This is a genomic window from Desulfatiglans parachlorophenolica (assembly GCF_055394735.1).
Genome location: NZ_AP042460.1, coordinates 4,862,125 through 4,884,222 on the forward strand (window position 1 = coordinate 4,862,125; position 22,098 = coordinate 4,884,222).

General features: G+C 50.5%; 15 protein-coding genes. 8 read left to right on the plus strand and 7 right to left on the minus strand.

What is annotated here, in order from left to right; genetic code table 11:
- Positions 1 to 22 precede the first annotated feature (22 nt).
- Positions 23 to 724 (plus strand): glycosyltransferase family 2 protein, encoded by a 702-nt coding sequence (locus ACZ500_RS22500; protein ID WP_464229657.1) that lies wholly within the window; start codon positions 23 to 25, stop codon positions 722 to 724.
- Between the two features lie 112 nt (positions 725 to 836).
- The gene (locus ACZ500_RS22505) at positions 837 to 1,046 is read left to right on the plus strand and encodes a hypothetical protein (RefSeq protein WP_464229658.1); all 210 of its coding nucleotides are present in this window, start codon (positions 837 to 839) and stop codon (positions 1,044 to 1,046) included.
- 436 nt (positions 1,047 to 1,482) lie between these two features.
- On the opposite strand, the gene ACZ500_RS22510 is transcribed toward ACZ500_RS22505, so the two are convergent.
- The 7 genes from ACZ500_RS22510 to ACZ500_RS22540 form a co-directional block, all read right to left on the minus strand.
- Complete coding sequence (locus tag ACZ500_RS22510; protein WP_464229659.1) at positions 1,483 to 2,817, minus strand: IS1380 family transposase; 1,335 nt, start codon at positions 2,815 to 2,817, stop codon at positions 1,483 to 1,485.
- Between the two features lie 309 nt (positions 2,818 to 3,126).
- Complete coding sequence (locus ACZ500_RS22515) at positions 3,127 to 5,544, minus strand: hypothetical protein (protein WP_464229660.1); 2,418 nt, start codon at positions 5,542 to 5,544, stop codon at positions 3,127 to 3,129.
- A 580-nt stretch (positions 5,545 to 6,124) separates the two neighbouring features.
- The gene (locus tag ACZ500_RS22520; RefSeq protein WP_464229661.1) at positions 6,125 to 7,459 is read right to left on the minus strand and encodes an IS1380 family transposase; all 1,335 of its coding nucleotides are present in this window, start codon (positions 7,457 to 7,459) and stop codon (positions 6,125 to 6,127) included.
- Positions 7,460 to 7,623: 164 nt separating this feature from the next.
- Positions 7,624 to 8,838, minus strand: coding sequence for a polysaccharide pyruvyl transferase family protein (locus ACZ500_RS22525; protein ID WP_464229662.1), 1,215 nt, complete (start codon positions 8,836 to 8,838; stop codon positions 7,624 to 7,626).
- Between the two features lie 20 nt (positions 8,839 to 8,858).
- Positions 8,859 to 9,938 (minus strand): Coenzyme F420 hydrogenase/dehydrogenase, beta subunit C-terminal domain, encoded by a 1,080-nt coding sequence (locus tag ACZ500_RS22530; protein ID WP_464229663.1) that lies wholly within the window; start codon positions 9,936 to 9,938, stop codon positions 8,859 to 8,861.
- Positions 9,935 to 10,462: a hypothetical protein gene (locus ACZ500_RS22535; RefSeq protein WP_464229664.1), complete on the minus strand. Its 528-nt coding sequence runs from the start codon at positions 10,460 to 10,462 to the stop codon at positions 9,935 to 9,937. Before ACZ500_RS22535 ends, ACZ500_RS22530 begins: the two co-directional genes overlap by 4 nt.
- The gene (locus ACZ500_RS22540; RefSeq protein WP_464229665.1) at positions 10,459 to 11,397 is read right to left on the minus strand and encodes a glycosyltransferase family 2 protein; all 939 of its coding nucleotides are present in this window, start codon (positions 11,395 to 11,397) and stop codon (positions 10,459 to 10,461) included. Before ACZ500_RS22540 ends, ACZ500_RS22535 begins: the two co-directional genes overlap by 4 nt.
- A 438-nt stretch (positions 11,398 to 11,835) precedes the next feature.
- Between ACZ500_RS22540 and gmd the strand changes: the two genes are divergently transcribed.
- From gmd to ACZ500_RS22570, 6 genes are all read left to right on the plus strand, one after another.
- Positions 11,836 to 12,921, plus strand: coding sequence for a GDP-mannose 4,6-dehydratase (gmd, locus tag ACZ500_RS22545; RefSeq protein WP_464229666.1), 1,086 nt, complete (start codon positions 11,836 to 11,838; stop codon positions 12,919 to 12,921).
- A gap of 60 nt (positions 12,922 to 12,981) precedes the next feature.
- Entirely contained in the window at positions 12,982 to 15,162 is a 2,181-nt protein-coding gene (locus ACZ500_RS22550; RefSeq protein ID WP_464229667.1) for a glycosyltransferase, read from the plus strand.
- A gap of 217 nt (positions 15,163 to 15,379) precedes the next feature.
- Positions 15,380 to 16,531, plus strand: coding sequence for an LPS export ABC transporter permease LptF (gene lptF / locus ACZ500_RS22555; protein WP_464229668.1), 1,152 nt, complete (start codon positions 15,380 to 15,382; stop codon positions 16,529 to 16,531).
- A 3-nt stretch (positions 16,532 to 16,534) separates the two neighbouring features.
- Positions 16,535 to 17,611 carry an LPS export ABC transporter permease LptG gene (lptG, locus tag ACZ500_RS22560; RefSeq protein ID WP_464229669.1) on the plus strand — a complete coding sequence of 359 codons (1,077 nt, stop codon included), beginning with the start codon at positions 16,535 to 16,537 and terminating at the stop codon, positions 17,609 to 17,611.
- Positions 17,612 to 17,695: 84 nt separating this feature from the next.
- On the plus strand, positions 17,696 to 19,477 hold the full coding sequence (locus ACZ500_RS22565) for a PglD-related sugar-binding protein (RefSeq protein ID WP_464229670.1): 1,782 nt from the start codon (positions 17,696 to 17,698) through the stop codon (positions 19,475 to 19,477).
- 401 nt (positions 19,478 to 19,878) lie between these two features.
- Positions 19,879 to 22,056, plus strand: a complete 2,178-nt coding sequence (locus ACZ500_RS22570) for a sulfotransferase (protein WP_464229671.1) — start codon at positions 19,879 to 19,881, stop codon at positions 22,054 to 22,056.
- Positions 22,057 to 22,098 lie beyond the last annotated feature (42 nt).

The window sequence follows — 22,098 nt, forward strand, 5'->3', positions numbered from 1 at the left end:
CGCCACGAAAAGGGGTGTTATGATGAAGGTGTCCATTATCATTCCGTGCTACAACGAGGCCTCTACCATCGAGCAGATTCTGAGCGCCGTCGACAATTCACCCATTGACGATAAAGAAATGATCGTCGTGGATGACTTCTCGACCGACGGCACGCGGGAAAAACTGCAGCGTGGCACTGAATCGCGGGTCGACAAGGTCATCTATCATGCGCGCAACAGCGGCAAGGGGGCGGCTATCCGCACCGGCATCGCCGCGTCGACCGGCGATGTGATTATCATTCAGGATGCCGACCTGGAGTATGACCCCCAGGAATACCCGAAGCTCCTCCAGCCTATTTTTAATCAACGAGCCGATGTGGTCTACGGTTCCCGCTTCGCGCCGCAGGGGCCGCACCGAGTACTCAATTTCTGGCACTGCCTCGGCAACCGCCTCCTGACCCTCCTTTCAAACATGCTCACGGGGATGGACCTGACGGACATGGAGACCTGCTATAAGGTCTTCCGCAGGGAGGTGATTCAGGGCATACGCATCGAGGAGGACCGCTTCGGCTTCGAACCGGAGATTACGGCCAAACTGGCGAAAAAATGGAAACGGGAGGGGCTCCGCATCTACGAGGTGGGCGTATCCTATTCCGGACGCACCTATCGAGAGGGTAAGAAGATCACTTGGCGTGACGGTGTGCGAACGGTCTATTGCATCTTGAAATACAATTTGCTGCGGTAGGTTTGAGCCTCTGGATTGCAAGCCTGTTTGCGTGGTATGAGCTTCCGGCGAATGCTGGTAAGTTGGCTGTTGTCAGCAAACTGATTTTGCCGCCCGTGCTGAGCCTCAAGTTTTGCCGATCAGTAAGGCCGTTAGGCTCTTCATCGACACGGCCAAGATCGAAGCAGCCCGGAAGCTTGACGGCAAATGGGCTCTGATCACCAATGATGACACCCTCCAGGGAGAGGATGTTGCCACAGGGTACAAAAACCTCCTGATCATCGAACGCTGTTTCCGTGCGATGAAGAGCACTCAGATCCATATGACTCCCATGTATCATTAGGCTGTGGCGTCAATTTGAAGCGCATATCAAAACCTGCGTGCTGGCCCTGTTGCTTCAACGGGTCGGGGAGTTCATGACCGACAAGACGTGGGTGTGGCTCCATCACGCCTTGGCTCAGCTCCAGGCCATAGACTTCCGGACCTCTAGCCACCAATTCTTTAGACGGAATGAACCCAGGAGGAGGTTTTGTCCATACTGAAAACTTTAAAGATTCCTGAATCCGTGAGACTCCAGTAAACAGTCGCCCGGTTTCAGGCTCAGAAGCGTAATATCGGCCTGTCCACCGGTAGATGTGAGGCTATTGAAGCCTCTACACTCACTATATGAGTCGTTCTTTGATGCTCTTTGATGAACAGTTATGTTTTATGGCTTTTTTTAGGCATGATTCACCCTGAGATAATCTATCTTGGTTGATGAAATTTCCTGGTTTGCGGATCTAGCCGCATGCCAGGCGGTTGTACACAGCCCCGAAGGCTTCAAAAGCCGGACAATGTCGGCTGAAGACGATTTTCAAACGCCGGCCGGTTGTGACCAACCGCGCAGCCAGATACATCAGTTCCTGGATGACCGTTTTGATGCGGCGCCTTTTGGCCGGATGGCGCAAGGGCGACCGGTCTCCGACGAGGCCCAACTGCCCGATGAAACGCAGGATGTTGTAGGCCAGACCGGCCAAGGTCAAGATCAGGGCATTGGTGGCGAACTTGCCCGATGGCAGGCGTTCCATGTCCATGTCGGATTTGATCTCACTGTGGAACTGCTCGCTGGTGGCGTGGTCCTCGTAAAGCCGGATCACCTTTTCATCCGGGAGATCGAGCGTCGTCCACCAGGCCTCCACCTCGATGTCCGGTTTGAGCAGCAGTTGACCGCGTTTGTCGCTGGTGCGCTCAACGGCCTGCATCACCCTTTGGAAGCGGTAAGTTTTGCCCTGATATTCCTGGCGGATGTGGACTCGGAGGATTCCGACCCTTTTGCCGGGTCGCGGCGAGGTAACCGTCCCTTTGGTAAAGATCTGGCTGGCCCACTCCGCTTGGTCTTCGTTACGCGGGTTCCATTTGATGATGTAGCTGACTTTTTCATGCCCCGCAAGGGTGGCACGGGTTTCGAGGGCATCGTGGGCGGAATCCAGGCGGACAAGGAGCTTTTCCGAGGTCAGGGTGCGGGCCTTTTTCAGGACACGTTCCAGGTAGGGGATGAAGTCGCACTGGCTGTGCTGTTTGCCTTCCCGCAGTTCGAGTTCCAGGCACCAACCCTCCCGGCCCAGATAAGCGGCGATGGGCGCATACCCATCCGTGCCGGAGTAGGTGCGGGAAACCCCCTCTTTCTTGGTCTGGGAGTTGTCCATGGGGAACACATCGCAATCAAGAGGAATGTGCCCGGTATCCAATTTTGTAATCAACGCTTTGGAATTACGGATAAAATCGACTGTTGCAGCATCCACCAAAGGCCGCAGACCCACGGCAACATCATCCAGGCGTTGGCGTAAAGTTTCAGCCGAAGGCACTTTACGAATACCCAGGGACTGCTTGAAATAGGTGTCATCTTTCTTATTGGTTACGGCTTCATAATCGCTTTGACCAAGAGAGAGCATGCCGACATAGCTGCGCACGACGTCGTCCAGTCCGATTCCGCTGACGCCTTTGGCAAGAGGAAATGCCTTCCGTGCTTTGCCCGGCAGGTCGCTGTAATAGTTGATGCCCAGTCCGATCAATGCAAGACCCGAATGCGATGTGTAGAAATCTTTTTTGGACCGCTCAAGGATAAATCGTTTCACGTTTCACCTCCCAAGTGATCTTTTGACAGGTGAAACCGTAGCACAGTTAGCGAATAAAATCAATATATTATATTGATGAGTCCGTTAATTTTATTAGTAATTCGCTCACGGATTCAGGAGATTTTAATCAGTAATCCGGTTCTGGGAACCCTGAATCGTCATTCAGAGGCGTAGTAACACGCGTTTTTGAAGCTCATGTCTAAACATCCGAATTTACAGTTGTTTTCAGTTACCGTTTGACTGCCTACGCGGAACCTAGATATTTGATCAATCGAGAAAGCAGTACGAGAAGAAAGGTTGAACGATTGTCTAGGAATCGCATTTGCTTTCAAGTGTGAATTTTTCATAAAAAGTAATTTCCTGGATATAGAGACAGAGAAGTCTATTGTCGTTTTTTGCGTTGATAGTTTTACCATCCCTCTCTTTAATTGTAATACAGAAATCCCCTTTTTGAAAAGAACAATCCTTTACCCAAATATTTTGTGCATTACCTGTAGTAGTGAAAGAAGAAAAATATCTATCATTAATATAGATGTCAAAAAATCCAGAGACACCCCATAAACATTTAATTACAAAATCAAAATTAACATTTTTATTACACTTGATGTTAATCGTCCCATTTGGAGTGATCCACCTCTTAATTCCTTCATTAGGGCTCCCTTCTTTTGCATGCCATCCTTCGCCAAGAAAAGCATAAAACGGAAAATCAAAGAATATGTCCAGAAGTGCAGTTCTTGCAACAGGGCTCGCAAAATATTTAATGTTAAGAATGTCATCTTCCTGTTTATTAAAAACAATATAGTCAGTCTGTCCCGCATGGTAACGGTCGAATATCAAGTTCTTGTTTTCGGGACTAAATGAGAGCGAAAATATTTTTATAGGTGGGATGACTTTGTTGGGCGATTCGTCGACCGTTTTAATAGCGAGTGTGCTAAGAAAATCCAAATTTGTTGGGGAAATAGGGATATGCGTAACATCAATAGTTTGAACACCCTGATTCAACTGAATTTTCTTAAGCATTATGTTATCAAGTAAAATAATAATTGAACAGGCAGAAGGAGTTTCCAACTCTAGTGTTAAACACGCAGAAAGATAGCGACGAGCAATAAATTTAATTTCAGCAATATCGGAAATATTTCTATATAAATTTTTACCAGATTTGTGGACTGCACCCCAGCCATTTCCCAGCGTATAGAATAGCTCAATATCGTTGTATAGTGAATAGACGTTGTTTTTCCAAATAGGTGTAACATTATCATTATCAAAATTAAATATGTCCGTACTGTGATTTGGGTATAAAATGAATTCAGTTAGTAGAGCCTTTTTTTGAATTCCCCATGCTTTAAGTTCGCGAGGATGCGCTATATGTTGAATGGTAATGTTTTCGTCCTGGGCCCAGTAATTGGCCCACATAGAAATAACATCGGACGGAATACTTGCAGCGGAGATTTTCGATTGACTTGAGGAGGATTCTAAAACCGCACTTAAACCTTTGAAGGAATAACACATTTCGCTATCGTCAATCGATAAGTGATAGTTATGTTTAAATTGGATTATGGTGCTTATATTTAAAGAAATGAATAGGCAGAGAAGAAGATATGGAATTGAACGTGTGGATATTCTTCTAAAGGCGTTATTTGAGATTGCCATTGCTAGACATATTGCTGCAAAGGGGGCAATAAAGATTGCCGTCTTGTAGATACCATAAGTGTAGCTAGTGCTGAGGAAATAATAGTATGAACAAGTATAAACAGCAAAGAGGCTGAGTAAAGCATTTCGAACATTTCGAGAAAAACGGAAAATGTTTATAATTAAAAAAACTATTAAGAATGAAAGAATAGTTCTCTGGAAAGGATTAGGTTGAGATTCCCCAAAAAATAATTGTGACAAACCAAAGAAGAAATTTGATGGGTAATTCGAATGAACGGGATGGGACAAGTCTCCCGTAAGTACAAGTAGACGACGCTGTAAACCCTGGGAAAATAAAAGAAATCCATCAATATTAAAAATGATTGAACAGACTAAAGTTAATAGTAAAAATGCGAAAAGGTTTTTGATTCTTTTGACATTATATATAGACTTGTAATGATGAAAAATAATATAAAAAAATAGAATCAGTGCAATTTGAGGAAGAATTTCAGGGTATGTAGTAATTATTCCGCTTGTAATTAGCGCAAGAAATAGTACTGAATAAATATTGTATTGTCTTTCTTTTAAAATGTAAATATATGCTGGAAGTGAGAAAAGAAGTCCAATCGTATTTGGTGCAAAAAATCTATAATACATATTTATTTGCACAGCTGAAAAGCAGAGCAATAAAAAGGCAAGAATTTTTAGTGGCATAGTGGCTCTTGAGCAGAGTTCCAATATCGCGAAAAGACAAGCCATAACGTAAGAAACAAAGAGAGAATAGAGAAATGGAGCAATGATATTTGCTGGATCAATACCAGTAAGTATGGAAAGAAAAGCTAGAATGTAATTGAAACCTAAGCGTGTATTGAGAATACGATATTTTTCAATAGCGTGTTTATAAAAATCGTTAATTGATGGATTGTAGTCTGGTGTATCTTTAAGGAGGATATCCTTTGCATTTGATGCATGAAAGAAATTATCATAGTTTTGCGTATTGTAAATATGATCAATTTTATTTTGTATAGGAGAATAGAATAGTATTGATGGAAAAAATATTAAAAAAAGTAATATAATTTTGTGGAATTTTTTGGCCAAAAAGGAAGTTTTGGAAGTCTTTATAATTGAAAATAGAAAGCAGGCAGCGAAAGTAACAAATGCGGAAAAGTTTATAGGTACGTTTAAAAATATTAATGTTTGAAAAATGGATAGCGTGGCTGACAACCCAATTATTGGTGTTAACAGCATGAATGAGGAAGACGAAAATATTCTATTCGTAAGTAGAGCTGTCAGGCCATATCCGCTGAGTAGGTAGATTAGAAAAATTGCTATTGTCTGGAAGTAAATGTTCACTTTATTTTTTGTAAATGTTTTTTAGTGTTTATATCTATATAAATGGTTTTCTGATTGAATCAGTGTAACTGCGCAGAGAATTAAAATAAAAGATGCGTTATTCCTGAATCCGTGAGACTCCAGTAAACAGTCGCCCGGTTTCAGGCTCAGAAGCGTAATATCGGCCTGTCCACCGGTAGATGTGAGGCTATTGAAGCCTCTACACTCACTATATGAGTCGTTCTTTGATGCTCTTTGATGAACAGTTATGTTTTATGGCTTTTTTTAGGCATGATTCACCCTGAGATAATCTATCTTGGTTGATGAAATTTCCTGGTTTGCGGATCTAGCCGCATGCCAGGCGGTTGTACACAGCCCCGAAGGCTTCAAAAGCCGGACAATGTCGGCTGAAGACGATTTTCAAACGCCGGCCGGTTGTGACCAACCGCGCAGCCAGATACATCAGTTCCTGGATGACCGTTTTGATGCGGCGCCTTTTGGCCGGATGGCGCAAGGGCGACCGGTCTCCGACGAGGCCCAACTGCCCGATGAAACGCAGGATGTTGTAGGCCAGACCGGCCAAGGTCAAGATCAGGGCATTGGTGGCGAACTTGCCCGATGGCAGGCGTTCCATGTCCATGTCGGATTTGATCTCACTGTGGAACTGCTCGCTGGTGGCGCGGTCCTCGTAAAGCCGGATCACCTTTTCATCCGGGAGATCGAGCGTCGTCCACCAGGCCTCCACCTCGATGTCCGGTTTGAGCAGCAGTTGACCGCGTTTGTCGCTGGTGCGCTCAACGGCCTGCATCACCCTTTGGAAGCGGTAAGTTTTGCCCTGATATTCCTGGCGGATGTGGACTCGGAGGATTCCGACCCTTTTGCCGGGTCGCGGCGAGGTAACCGTCCCTTTGGTAAAGATCTGGCTGGCCCACTCCGCTTGGTCTTCGTTACGCGGGTTCCATTTGATGATGTAGCTGACTTTTTCATGCCCCGCAAGGGTGGCACGGGTTTCGAGGGCATCGTGGGCGGAATCCAGGCGGACAAGGAGCTTTTCCGAGGTCAGGGTGCGGGCCTTTTTCAGGACACGTTCCAGGTAGGGGATGAAGTCGCACTGGCTGTGCTGTTTGCCTTCCCGCAGTTCGAGTTCCAGGCACCAACCCTCCCGGCCCAGATAAGCGGCGATGGGCGCGTATCCATCGGTGCCGGAGTAGGTGCGGGAAACCCCCTCTTTCTTGGTCTGGGAGTTGTCCATGGGGAACACATCGCAATCAAGAGGAATGTGCCCGGTATCCAATTTTGTAATCAACGCTTCGGAATTACGGATAAAATCGACTGCTGCAGCATCCACCAAAGGCCGCAGACCCACGGCAACATCATCCAGGCGTTGGCGTAATGTTTCGGCCGAAGGCACTTTACGAATACCCAGGGACTGCTTGAAATAGGTGTCGTCTTTCTTATTGGTTACGGCTTCATAATCGCTTTGACCAAGAGAGAGCATGCCGACATAGCTGCGCACGACGTCGTCCAGTCCGATTCCGCTGACGCCTTTGGCAAGAGGAAATGCCTTCCGTGCTTTGCCCGGCAGGTCGCTGTAATAGTTGATGCCCAGTCCGATCAATGCAAGACCCGAATGCGATGTGTAGAAATCTTTTTTGGACCGCTCAAGGATAAATCGTTTCACGTTTCACCTCCCAAGTGATCTTTTGACAGGTGAAACCGTAGCACAGTTAGCGAATAAAATCAATATATTATATTGATGAGTCCGTTAATTTTATTAGTAATTCGCTCACGGATTCAGGTTATTATTAGATTTGAGTTTTGTGGCGAAAGTTTAGATAGCGAATTTTAGTTGGGTTTCTGAACTATATTATTGTAAAAAGCAGTTGCATCTTGATTAAGTGGTTTAATTCGGATTCTGATAAGGTCAGCGTATTTTATAATGTTTTCGTAGTGCTTTCGAAAAATTTCATACACGGTTTCGAAAGTCATGTCCGTGTAATCGAAAGCGGCACTCTCCATGTGGAAGTTCTCCAGAACCTCGGAATATTTATGGCTCCAACCGAAAACGAGCATGGGCACGTTCATTGCGAGTGCTGATATCATGGCATGGAAGCGGGATGCAACTAGAAAATCGAGTTTGCCAATGAGGATGCGCAGTTCGGAAGGGGTGAGTTCTTCCCTGACAAAGGAAAGCTTTTCCGGGTGGGCGAGGCGGGAAAAAATTTTCTGGGAGATCGGCAGGTCGTTGTTGCGGGTCTTGAGGGTGCCTTCGCGGGCCGAATGCGGGAGGAGGACCACGGTGTAGTCTTCGGATATGAGGCGGTCGATGAAAGCGGCGATGACGCGGACATAGTCGATTTGGCGGCTGAGGCACTTGCCGTAGACCACTTGGCTGGGGGAGACGCCTATGACTCCCTTGGGGCTTTTGGGGAAGACGTAGCGGTCCAGAACCTCTTGGCGGACATCGTCGAGCTGCAGGGTGAAGGCGACGTCCGGGTAAATGGCAAAATTAGTCAGGCCGAGGGCGCGCAGATAGGCTGCGGTTTTGGCGCCTCTGGCGCAGATGAGGTCCACAAAGGGCAGAAGAAGCTTTGCCAGAGTGCGGTTTACTGGGTTGTTGAAGGGGCCCAGGGCTTGAGAGACTTTGATGATACGCTTCCCAAGAGCAAGGGGAAGAAGTATCCACAGGACGTTCAGCGGAAGAAACTTCTCCCGGCCATCGACGAAGGAGACGCCGGCGGCTTCAAGGTAGAGGTCGCACTCGGCGATGGCGCGGAGAGTGGGTATCTGGCGGAGTGGGCCTAGAGGAAGGCCGGAAAGCCTTAACAGAAAGGCTATCACAGCCAGGGGAAAGCAGCAGAGCAAGGCCAGCGGCGTTGCGCTGACAATTTCGACGCCGGGATAGTGGTTGAGACGGCGGTCGCTCCTGGGAAAGTAGGAGAGCAGGCTGAACCGAGCGTTTGGGTAAAGTCTGGAGAGGTTCTGGATGAGGGCGATTGCCATGCCTGCGGCCCCCTTGTTGCCCGACAGGGCTGTACCGATGATCGCAAAATGCTTCATGGGAGATCCTCGATCAAAGATCAAAAGTTGGTCAAGAGCTTGAATGCAGCGAGTTTGGCCCACACGAAGCGGCGCGGAAGGCGGAAGAAGAGTGCCCGCCCGCGCGGTATTTCACAGGTACGCTGGACCCCGTAAACGATCATGGCTGCCAGAAATTCGTTCCAGCGCAGCGGGCGGCAGGCGGGGGGCGTTTTCAGCGTCTTCCCGAAGAGGCGGGCGGCCCGGCTGCGGGCGGCAATGGCCTTGTGGTAGATGAGGGCCCGCTTGTTGGAGGCGAACACGAGCCGCGCTTCGGCGGGTTCCGTCTGCAGAACGGGAGGGCTTTCCATCGCTGCGGCAAGGGCTTGATCCCCGGACGGGCTGCGGCTCAGGAAAACAGAATGCTTGATGCCGACGTGTTTCATGCGCTGAAGCCATATGTCGCCGGCGGAGATGTCTGCGTGTTCGGCGGTGTGGTCAATGCATGGGGAGCACTTGGAGGCCGCCAGAACGTGGAGATTCTGGTAGTGGCTGAAGTGCTGGAAGGGAAAACGCCTTTCCGTGCCGTCTTTGAGGAGGATGTGGGTGTGCCCCCGCCAGAGCCCTTTGCGGAAGGTGAAGGCCGCCAGGTCGGTCTCTGCGATCCCCTTTCGTTGCAGCACGTGCTGCACCAGAGATTTCCGTGAGTTGTGTCCGCAGAAGAGCCCGATGAGCAGCTTGATCTTGTCTTTGAGCTGCGGGTTTTTCTCCATGCGCCGCCGCATGCGCGATATGTCGCACGGAAGCCCCACGAAGGCCAGGCCGCCTTCGAACCGGTCGATTGCGTCCATGACTTCGGGCCGGAGCGGATCGAAATCGAAATAAATACTCGTGCGGGCGTCGAGAATCCCCGCCCGGTCTGTGGCGATCCAAGTGGCAGCCTTCATCTGCCCGTCTTCCAGGGTGATTCGCGAAACCACGGCGCCGTCGATGGCCCCGCGCTCCAGCATGTGGATCAGGAGGGCCGAGACGACCCCTCCCGATGCCGCCCCCTTCCGGATGGCGGGGTCCGCCGCATACCCCATGTAAGCGGCGTTGAAGGTCCCCAGATAGTAAGTCACGTCTTCAGGATAAAGCTTCACAACGAGTCCTTTTTGAGTTGCGCCTTCTGGAGTTCCGTATCGAGGGAGCGTTTGAATACGATATGTTTGAAGACCATGTAGCGCAAGGCAAAAATGAGAAGGGTGGTGAATACGATGATGAAGTAGAGAATATAATCCCCGACGTATCGACCTGCATAGGGGATCATATAGGCTGCACTCTTTAGCTGTTCGGCGTGGCCGGTGGCGACGACGATGCCGTAGTCCAGGACCTTCAGTCCGAGGACCGAAAAGAAAAAACGTTTGAATCCGGCGAGGCTGCGGCGGGCTTCACGGAAGGTGATCTTGGAGTGGAAAAGATAGGCTATGACGACCACCACCGAGTGCACGAGTCCATAATTCAGCCATAGCGCCAGTCCAAAATGGTCAAAGACGGCCGTGAGGCCAAGCTTCGTGCCGAGATTGACAAAAGACCCGCCTGCGAACCGTATAAGCCTGAAGCGCCAAAATGCCTCGATCGGGTGGGCGATGATGCCGGCCAACGGCCATCCCTTGCAGGACATCATGGGCGATCGTTGAGGACCAGTTCAACCACGTCCCCTTCCGTGCGGGAGCGGTGTCCGTGCGTGATCATCTCACCGATGAGGCCGATGGCGATGCTCTGGACGCCAAGAATCATCAGGAGGACACCCAGGATCAAGAGAGGCCGGCTGCCGATGGGTTCTCCAAAAAGCCAGAGAAAACTGAGGTAGAGACAGATCAGCGTTCCCAATCCAGAGAAAAGCAGCCCTATTAGCCCGAAAAAGTGCATGGGGCGCGTCAGGAACCTGGTCAGAAACACCACCGTGATAAAATCGAAAAGCCCGTGGAAAAAGCGCTCCAGGCCATATTTGGATTGCCCGTATGGCCGTACGTGGTGTTCCACGGGAATTTCAGCCACCCTGAAGCCCATTGCGTGGGCGATGGCCGGGATGTAGCGGTGTAAATCACCGTAGAGTGTGAGTCGCTTCACCAGGACGGAGCGATAGGCCTTGAACCCGCAATTGTAATCGTGGAGGGAAAGGCCGGAGAATTTCGAGATCATGAAATTGAACAGCTTGGACGGCAGGTTCTTCGACAGCACGGGATCCTTGCGCTGCTCTTTCCAGCCGGAAACGAGATCGTAGCCTTCAGCGATCTTGGCGAGAAACCGCGGGATCTCCTTTGGATCATCCTGCAGGTCCGCATCCATCGTGAATATCACCTCGCCCTTTGCAGCCTTGAAGCCTTCGTGCAGTGCTGTGGATTTGCCGAAATTGCGCCGGAATTTGATGCCCTTGACCCTTGGATCCTTTTCGCAGACGGATTGGATAACGGCGAAAGAGCGGTCGTTGCTCCCGTCATCTACGAAAATGATTTCGCACTCGTGGCCGGTTTCCGAAATGTGCTCGGAGATACGGCTGTATAATTCTCGAAGACTCTTTTCCTCGTTGAAAACGGGGATAACGAATGAAATCATCATCGCGGTTCTGAGGCATCCAGTCACAGACAGTCGAAGGCTGATGAAACCCACGGTGCCGAAGATAAAGGTAAATAGCGATACATCAAAAAAAGCCCGCGAACTGAAATAACGGCATGGAAGGCAGGACCCAGTCCGCGGGCAATCTCCTGAAATGTAAATACTATAACGTCTGGGTGCTGATCTTCTATCACGTTTTCCGGCTTTGCGCAACAGGTTCTCCTGAGGCGGGGTTCTGGGGCTTTTACGTTCAGTACGGGTTTTGCGATATCCGGTTTTATGGTGTAAAATGCCTGCATGACTGTCTTAGGCGTTGCCAAGCGGCGATTTTGCCCCTATAAATATCGAAGGTGTATTGGGATGGTGCTGTGGCTTGCCGTGAGGTAAAGCCTTATTTTTTATGGGATTATAATATTATGACCATCGAGTGGAAGAGGGAAGATGAAAACAGCGCTGATCACAGGGATTACCGGACAGGATGGCATGTACCTGGCGGAGTTTTTGCTGAAAAAGGGGTATACGGTCCATGGATTGAAGAGACGTTCATCCTCTTTCAATACACGCAGGATCGACCATCTTTACCGGGATCTGCACGAAGAGGGTGTCCACTTTTTCATGCATCACGGGGATCTGACGGATGCGACAAACCTCATTCGAATCATTCAGGAGGTCCAGCCCGACGAGATATACAACCTCGCGGCGCAGAGCCATGTGCAGGTTTCATTCGAGACGCCTGAATATACGGCCAATGGGGACGCCCTCGGAACGCTGAGGCTGCTGGAGGCCATCCGGATTCTCGATCTTTGCGGAAAATCGCGCTTTTACCAGGCGTCGACGAGCGAACTATACGGCAAGGTCCAGGAAACGCCTCAGAGCGAGAAGACCCCTTTTTACCCCCGCAGTCCTTACGCCGTGGCCAAGCTCTACGCCTACTGGATTACCGTGAACTACAGGGAAGCCTACGGGATCTTCGCGTGCAACGGTATCCTGTTCAATCATGAGTCTCCTGTCAGGGGCGAGACCTTCGTGACGCGGAAGATCACCCGTGCTGTGGCGCGGATCAAACTCGGGCTCCAGGAGCAATTTTATCTTGGGAACCTCGATGCCAGGAGGGATTGGGGCTACGCGGGCGATTACGTACGGGCCATGTGGTTGATCCTGCAGCAGGAAAAACCCGATGACTATGTCATTGCGACGGGTGAGAACCACTCGGTCAGGGAGTTCGTCGAAGGGGCTTTCAGAGAGGTCGGCATGGATGTGTCCTGGGAGGGCGGGGGCCTGGACGAGGTCGGAATCGAAAAAGCGACCGGAAAGGTGAGAGTGAGGATCGATCCGCGTTATTTCAGGCCCACGGAGGTGGATACGCTGCTCGGCGATGCAGCCAAGGCGCGCGAGGAACTGGGCTGGGAGCCCAAGATGCCTTTTGACGAGCTTGTGAAGGTCATGGTGCGGGAGGATTTGAAAGAGGCTCAGAAGGATCAACTGTGCGGCAGCGCCGGCTTTCGAACCTACAATCGTTTCGAATAATCGGGGTTTATTCGTGTTTCCGGATCGGAGACTATCTGAGAAACGGGTGCTTATTGAACCATGATGTTATCTTCGCCTGAAGACTCGCAAAGCGGTCGCGTCGATGTGGTGATCGTAAACTACAAGAGCACCGACCTCCTCATTCAGTGCCTGAATTCTATTCAAGCGGTTGGGGGTGATCTGAGATACAACGTATTGGTCGAGGACAACAGCGAAGACGATGACGTCGATCGTGTTCTGGAGCGGTTTCCGTCGGTCAGAATTGAGAAAAACAGGAAGAATATAGGATTTGCGAAGGGGGTCAATAAAGGGCTGGCTGGGTGTACAGCGCCCTACGTCTTGATTTTGAACCCGGATACGCTTGTCGGTCCGGGTTTTTTTGAAGCGATGCTGAGTTATATGGAGGGGCATCCCGACATCGGGATTCTGGGGCCGAGGATCCTGGATCAGGATGGATCCGTTCAGGGATCGGCGCGTGGTTTTCCAACCCCGCTGACGGCCTTTTTCGGGCGCCGTTCCATTTTTTCAAAGCTTTTTCCCAACAACCCCATTACACGCGAAAATGTTCGGACGATGGACTGTGATGGCCAGACGCCCATGGAGGTCGATTGGGTCTCCGGTGCCTGCATGGTCGTGAGACTGGCGGCATTCAAATCAGTCGGATATCTGGATGAACGATTTTTCATGTATTGGGAGGACACAGATTGGTGCAGGCGGATGTGGGCGAGCGGGTGGCGGGTCGTTTATCTGCCATCGGCCTTTATCACCCATTTCGTGGGCGGGAGCAGCGAAAGGAATGTTTTCGGTTCGGTGCTGGCGTTCCATCAAAGCAGCTACAAGCTTTTTGCGAAATATCTGAGCCCTTCGCAGTCATTCGTCAAACCGTTTGTGTTCGTGGGTCTGATCTTCCGCTGCCTGTTTGTCTATGCCTTTCAGGCGTTGAGCAGGGGGATCCGGTTCCTCAAGAGCCGCGAGGTTTCAACATGGCCCTTGCGGACTGCGGAACCGGAGGATGGAAGAATCCGGATCGTGAGGTTTATCGCGCGGCTGAACATCGGCGGACCAGCGATCCACGTCCACCTGCTGACGCGTGATCTCGATCGGGCACGCTTCAGTACAACGCTGATCACCGGAAAAATATCGCCCAAGGAGGGCGACATGGGGTACCTTTTCGGCGATTTGCCCGAAAAAGCGATTTTCATTCCTGAATTGCAGCGTGAAATCAGTCCCCTCATGGACATCCGGGCCTTCAGGAGCGTATTGAGGGTGCTGCATTTGAAGAAGCCTCACATCGTCGATACCCACACCGCAAAGGCCGGGACCACGGCCCGGCTTGCGGCGATGTACTACAACCTGTTTAGCCGGAGAAAAATCCGAACGGTTCACACCTTTCACGGCCACGTCTTCGAAGGTTACTTCAGCAAGCCGGTCTCCGGCCTGTATGTCTGGATCGAGCGCCTGCTGGCTCTGCAAACCGATGTCATCATAGCGATCAGCCCGTCACAGAAGGCGGACCTGGCACGCAAGTTCCGCATCGCACCTGCTGAGAAAATCAGAAGCATCCCGCTTGGTTTCGATCTGACGCCGTTTCTTTCGAGCGGTGAGCTGAAGGGCCGATTCAAGCGAAGGATCGGATTCCCCGAAGACGCTGCTCTTGTAGGCATCATCGGACGCCTGGTGCCTATCAAGAACCACCGGCTGTTTCTAGAGGCAGCCAGGGTTTGCATCGAGGAAAAAGGCGTGGATCATCTGAGGTTTGCCGTCATCGGCGACGGTGAGATGCGGATGGATCTGGAAAAACATTGTAGAGAACTGGGAATCTCTTCCTATGTTCATTTTACGGGATGGCTCAGGGATCTGACCGAAGTCTATGCGGATCTTGACGTTCTGGCCTTGACCTCGGATAATGAAGGCACGCCGGTTTCCATTATCGAGGCCATGGCTGCGTCGGTCCCTGTCATCGCCACGGATGCGGGCGGCGTAATCGATTTGCTGGGAAAGCGTGTCAAGAGCCCTCAGAACGGGGGATTCTCCTTGTGCGAGCGCGGGGTTCTGTGCGCCAAAGGGGATTCACGGGGCTTCAGCAACGGCCTGGCGTATCTGCTTCAGAACGAGGACCATGAGCGGGAGGCCCTCGCTCTAGCGGCCAGATCTTTTGTAAAGCGCCGATTTTCTGCAGAAAGGCTTCTCTTCGACATGGAAGATCTTTACAGGAGCCTGGCAGAGCGGCGTTGCCATTGACGGCCACGGCCGGCCTCTTTTCTGCCGCACCCATGGGGGATTCCGATCCAGATGTCGCGATCTGCAGGGCCGGAGTCTCTTGGGTGCAGGAGTTGCCCCTGAGGTGGGAGCGCTTTGCCTTGACGGTGGGGGCCGGTGAGGGGAGGCCGATCGAAAATTTGCGCCGCGGCGGTCCCTGAGTTGCCGCGTAGACGATCCTGCAGATCGGCAAGGGTGCATGAAAAGGATACTTGACCGCTATCTGGTCAACGAGATGTGGCCGCCTTTTTTCTCCAGCCTGGTCGTGGCGGTATTTATCATCATTGCGACCGAACTTCTCCCCATCACGGATCTGATTGTAGGACAGGGGGTGAAACTCAGCCTCGTCCTCTGGATGATCGCTTACCTGCTGCCCGATATTCTAACGTTCGCGATGCCGGCGGCGGCTCTGATGTCTACGATCGTCGCTTTCCTGAGGCTGTCCTCGGACAGCGAAATCATTGCCATGCGGGCATCGGGGATCGGCCTGAAGCAGATGCTGCCGCCCGTGGTTTTTCTGTGCGCTGCGGGCATGTTTGCCACCCTGTTGATAACGGTGTTTGCCGTGCCTTGGGGAAACCGGTCTTTCAAGGATACGCTCTTCGAGTTGGCCCAAACGAAGGCGGCTACGGCGATCAGGTCGAATGTCTTTTCGGAGCCTTTCCCAAACGTCACCTTTTACGTGAACCGATTTTCCAGGGCCACGGGGCTTATGGAAGAGGTCTTCGTCGTCGATCGCAGAGATCCGAGATCGATCAACACCATTGTGGCCAACGAGGGAAAAATCATTTATCTTCGTGAGAAGCAGACGGTTATGGTCCACTTTTCCAAAGGGTCCATTCTGGTTGTCGAAAGGGATATGAGCGCTGCGAGGACGATCAAGTTCGAGGCATACGATCTGGGTGTCGGGTTGCAGGATATCGTAAAGGCGTGGCGGACGAGGGAAAAATCGCCCAAGGAACTCACGGTGCAGGAGTTGATGACGGAGATAGACAAGAGGACGGACGGTGTACGGCACAACGAGATGGTCGTCGAATTGATGGAAAAGGCTACGGTGCCTTTGGCCGTTTTCCTCATGGGGTTGGTCGGCTTCCCCTTGGGGGCCCAGCTTCAGAGCAGGGGGAGGTCCATGGGCATCGGAGTGGGGCTGATGGTCTTCATGATCTACTATTTATGTCTGGCCGGTGTCAGGAGCCTTTCGGAAAGCGCAGCTGTGCCGCCGATGTTTGCCGTTTGGATTCCAAATATCTTTCTTCTCGTCTGCTTTATGTACCTTTTTAGAAGGGTGTCGAGAGAGAAGCATCTCCATATGAATCTGCGCCGTTTCTTCAGGAATGTTCAAGCAAAATAATATATGAGCATCTTACAGCGATATATCGTCAAAGAATTTGCGTATATTTTTTGCCTGTGCCAGATCAGTTTTACCAGCATTTTCCTGGTGATTGATTTTATTGGAAAGATCGATAATTTCCTCGAAGTGAATGCTGGATTTTCAGATACTGTAAAATATTTCCTGTATAAATTACCATTCATGGCAGTGCAGATGACGCCGGCTGCAACCCTTATTTCAGTGGTCATTTTATTCTCTATTTTGAGAAAAAACAACGAGATGACTGCTTTGAAGGCCGGAGGGATAAGCGTCTTCCAAAGCAGTTTTCCTATTTTAATCGCCGCGCTGATTCTATCGTGTTGTGTCTTGGCCTTTTCCGAAACGGTGATTCCTGTTACGAGCAGCAAAAGTGAGGCGATTTGGAATACTGTTGTGAAAAGGGTCGACAGCGAGCGGTCTCTTTTTAGAAATCATGTATGGCATCGTGGAGAGGACAGAATTTGCTATATCCATCATTTTGATGGAAACAAGAATGTGATGGATCAGCCTATACTGTTTATTTTTGATGAATCGTTTGCAGTCACAAAAGAGATTCATGCAAGAAAGGCTGTGTGGAAAAATAACAAATGGATGGCCTTGCAGGGTATAGAGCTGACAAGAGATGAAAATGGATCGTATGGCATGGCGCGTTTCGAGGTGGCCGAAATGCCCATTCAACAGGAGCCGGAAGCATTCCTGGTACCGATGAAAGAACCCGAAGAAATGACGTATGGTCAGCTCAAACGATTTGCGGAACAGATCGAGGCGGATGGTTATGACGCCAATGAGTATCTGGTCAATCTCTATCTCAAGGTCGCTTTTCCTTTTATCAATTTTCTGATGGTCCTGTGGGGGATCCCGATCGCGCTCAGCCTTCCCAAAGGGGGAGCGCCGGCGGCTGTTTCGGTGGGGATCGGAGTCTGCTTTGTCTATATTATCATCCTTGGCGTCATGCGGTCCCTCGGTCTGACAGGTTTGCTGCCGCCGTGGCTTGCTGTCTGGTCCGCCAATATCGGATTCGGTTTTGGCGGGTGCTATGTTCTGATGAAGGTTTCCACCTGATGCGCATTTCATAGGCTGAAGTCGTTCATGATGAAGGGCATGATATCCTTCGAATATTTTTTTTCATTCGGCATGGCGTTTGGTTTGGCGGTTTTTCTGACGCCGCTCGTGAGGTGGTTCGCCGTCAACCGCGGATACGTGGCCGTTCCGCGGGAGAATCGTTGGCACAGACGGAAAACGGCGCTCCTCGGGGGGGTCTCCATTTTCATGGCCGTCAATGGTGCATGGTCGGTGATGGCTTTTCAGTTGGGGTGGGGGCAATTTGGCGCCCCCGTCCTGCCGATGGTGCTGTGCGGGGCGGCGATGTTCGGGCTCGGGCTTGTCGACGATCTGAGACAAATGGCCCCGCAGCACAAACTGGCCGGACAGTTGATCATCACCTCAGCGCTGATATACTTCGGGTTTCGCTTAGGCTGGACGCAATTCGACACGCTGAACCTCCTTCTGACCATTCTATGGCTGGTGGGCATTACGAACGCGTTCAACCTTCTCGACAACATGGACGGTCTGGCCGCAGGCATCGCCTTTCTGGGGGCGTTTTTCCTGGCCCTTTGCCTTTTTCTGACGCCGCCATTTTATCTGAGGGATCAGACCCTGCTGCTGAGCCTTTGTTACGCGGGTGCCGTCCTCGGTTTTTTGATCTACAACTTCAACCCCGCGAAGATCTTCATGGGGGATGCCGGGAGTCTTTACATCGGGTTCCTGCTGGCATGCCTGACGGTGTCGGGGAGTTCGGCAAAGGCTGCCGAACAGGGTTTTGTTCATTTGGTCTCCGTGATCGGTGTGCCGGTGATGATCCTGTTTGTGCCGATCCTGGACACCGCCTTCGTGAGCTTTATGCGCAAGCTCTTTCACCGCAGGATTTCCCAGGGCGGAAAGGATCATTCCTCCCATCGCATGGTGGCCATCGGCCTGACGGAACGGAAGGCCGTACTGGTGCTTTACGCGTTTGCCGCGGTTTCCGGAGGCCTTGCCGTGGCAATCAATTATGTGGGCTTGGGCCCCGGGATTCTGCTGATCGGTTTGTATTTGCTTTTCGTCGTGTTTTTCTGGGTCTACCTCGGGAAGGTCAAAGTGTACCCCGAGCGCTCGATCCTGGCGGATGTGGAATCCAGGAGCATCACTCCGATACTGGTCAATTTTACCTATCGCAAAGGCATCCTGGTCGTATTACTGGATGCGGGGATGATCACCATCGCTTATTACAGCGCCTATTTGCTGCGTTTTGAAGGGCAAGTCGGAACGAACTTCGGAATTTTTTTGAAGTCGCTTCCGATCCTCCTGGCAGCCCAGATAGCATCCTTTTTTCTCTTCGGTGTGTATCAGTCGGTCTGGGAGACTGTAGGGCTCAGAGACCTGATTGTTTTTCTTAAATCGATCACGCTCGGATGTGTCGTTACAATTCTATTTCTGTTGTTTGTCTATCGGTTCGAGAGCTTTTCAAGGGCCGTTTTTATGATTTATTGGGTAATCATCTTTGTGATGGTTTCACTTTCACGTCTGTCTTCACGGATTTTGGACGAATTCGTCAAAAGCAATAAACAAAATGGTGATCCTGTCTTGATATATGGTGCCGGTGTTGGAGGCCAGATGGTGATCAGGGAGATCGAGTCCAATCCCGATCTTAATCTTTCAATCGTTGGGTTTATCGACGATAAAAGTTTTTTAAAAGGTAAACGCGTTAAAGGATACAAAGTGCTTGGAGGTATCGACGATTTCGAATCTATTCTTATAAAATATAATGTTACGGAAATGATAATCGCCTATAAAGGTATTGATTCCAAGAAGCGAAAAGCCATTGCCGATGTTTGTGAAAAGATTAAAGTAAACGTCAATATCAGGCAGATGAAGCTGATCATAGATTGAATGCCGATTAGATTGAAGCCGTCGATGCTTTTATTGGTACACTTGGACCGCGTGCTTCCTTGACAGACCGTTTGCATTTCGCTATATTTCTGCTGTCAGTAACGGGTCCGGGGCCGAACTCAAGGGTAGGCTCTGACCGGGGAAGATGACCTGTCGTGTTCCCGTTTCTGATTCGTCTCAAGGTTCAATTCGATTCTTTTCCCCTGAACAAATGTGATTCTAACCGTTTTTTCGCGGGCGCGGCTTGGCTGTGAGCGGGGCGGGACCAGCTCGCTGCGCCGACGTTTGGGTGGTTGGAGAGTGCTGCGCCGGCGGCATGCCTTGATGCGCCGTCTGGCTTGCTGTCACCTTGGGCTTGAAAACCGGATCCTCCGTCGGCGGAGACAAGGAGAAGCAGGAATTTGGAAGACCCGTCGGAAAGTGGTGTGATTGCCGTCATTGGTATGCATCGCAGCGGTACTTCGATGATCGCAGGGTTGCTGCACGCATGCGGGTTGTTTCTCGGCCCTGAAAACAAACTGTTGCCGCCGCATGAAACGAACCAGATGGGCTTCTTCGAAAACGAGGAATTCCTGAGTATCAACGAACGAATCCTGGCTCATTTCGGCGGTTCCTGGCATACTCCGCCGCCTCTCGAAGGACGGTGGGACACCGATCCCGGTTTGGCTCCTCTGGCCGATGAGGCGCGTGCCCTCATCGCCTCTTTCCCGCGGGGGCTTTGGGGTTTCAAGGACCCGCGGACAACGATTCTTTTGCCTTTCTGGAGACGCCTCGTTCCGGGGTTGCGTTTCGTCGTTTGTATGCGCAACCCGCTGGAAGTGGCTAGGTCTCTGCTGCACCGGGACGGCATTCCAGTGCAGCGCGGCGCCTGGCTGTGGGAGTATTATGTGACGGCCGCGCTTCGCGGCACAGAGGGCGCGTCACGCTGCATCGTCTATTTCGATGACTTCTTCAAGACTCCGCGTCACGCTGCGAGGCGGGTCGTTGAATTCTGTGGTCTGCCATGGCCGGAGGATGCCAAACCGGTCGAGGCGGCCATCCGTTTGGATCTGTACCAGCAACGCTTCGGATTAGAGCAGCTTTTCGAAGAGGATGACCTGCCTTCAAGGGCCAAGATTATCTATCTGACGGCGCGAGCTGTTTGCAGAGACAGCTTTGCGGCGGCGGACGGCCCTTCAGAAATCGACGATGCCGAAGTGGGCCGGCTGTCTAAATTCCTTGGATTTCTGAAAAGAGTGGGTGAAGAAGGTCCTCTGCTGCGCACCGAGCGGCAACTCGGAGAAAAGATGACAGCCTTGGCCGGGAAGGAGCGCGCCTTGGCGGAATCCGTCTCCCGGGTTTCCTCTCTTCAGGAGGTTATCGCGCAGAAAGATTTTTTTATTCATGAGATCAAGACATTGAATGAAAAGCTGCTGGACGACAAGGAACGGCAGCTTATCGCGGCAAATGATGCCTTGTCGCGCAAGCAAACTGAACTGGAAGAGATGCTTTGCCGGCAAAGCCGGGTCTTGCAGGAAAATGCGCAGCAGTTGGCGCAGGCCAAAGAAGGATACGAAAGTTCTTTTGCGGAAAAAGAGCGGGAATTACAGGAATTGTGGAAGGTCTTAACGGAAAAAGAAGATCGGTTTAAAGCGTTTGAGGCAGAGTCTCGCGATCTCATTCTCAAAAAAGACGCGGAGATTCGGGAACATAGCACTTCTTTGCACGCACTATACAAGAATGAAGAAAAGCTGAAGGTTGAAATCGATAACCTGCTCCAAGAGGTGACGAGTAAAGAGCAGATTATTAAAAATATAATGGATGAATCTACAATCAATTTCTTTCGCAATCTAGACCTGGAAAATGCTCTCAGAGAGAAAGAAAATGCAGCCAATGATGTAATGCAGATAATATCTGAAAAAAACAAAACCTTATGTAAACAAAACAAATTGATCTATGCACTATCTGGAAAGATAGGTAATCAGGATGCGATTCTGAGAGTAAAAAATCAATATTGTAGAAATATTGAAATTGAATTGCGTTCAAATATAGAAATTCTCAAAGGGTTACGGGAAACTATTGTAGCAAATGATGCGCAGAATATTATCAAAAACGATAGATTGGCATCCGTAGAGCGGGAACTCGCCGAATACAGGGTCAAAGAGCGGTCCCTTAAAACGCAGATGGAAAATTTGAGTCGACTGATCCGCGTTATGGAGGCGGACGTTGATGAGAAGAAGCGGAAGATAGCGGAATGTGAAATGCTCATGGCCTCGCATGATGACGAGTATAAGAATCAGATTGAAAAGTATGAGCAGCTGATTCTGGCATTGGAGGCAGACGTTGATGAGAAGAAGCGGAAGATATCCGAATGTGAAATGCTCATGGCTTCGCATGATGACGAGTATAAAAATCAGATTGAAAAGCATGAGCAGCTGATTCTGTCACTGGAAACGGATGTTCGCGAGAAGGAGTGTAAGATAGTTGAACTAGAAGGACTTTTGGAGACACACACTGAAACGCTGCGGAATATTTTCGATTCGCAGTCATGGAAAGCCGTTCGCTTCTATGGGAAAGTAAAGGGGTTTTTTCTTTCGTAGGAACTCCTGAAAATCCTGTCTTCAATGGGCGGGCGAGGGTGG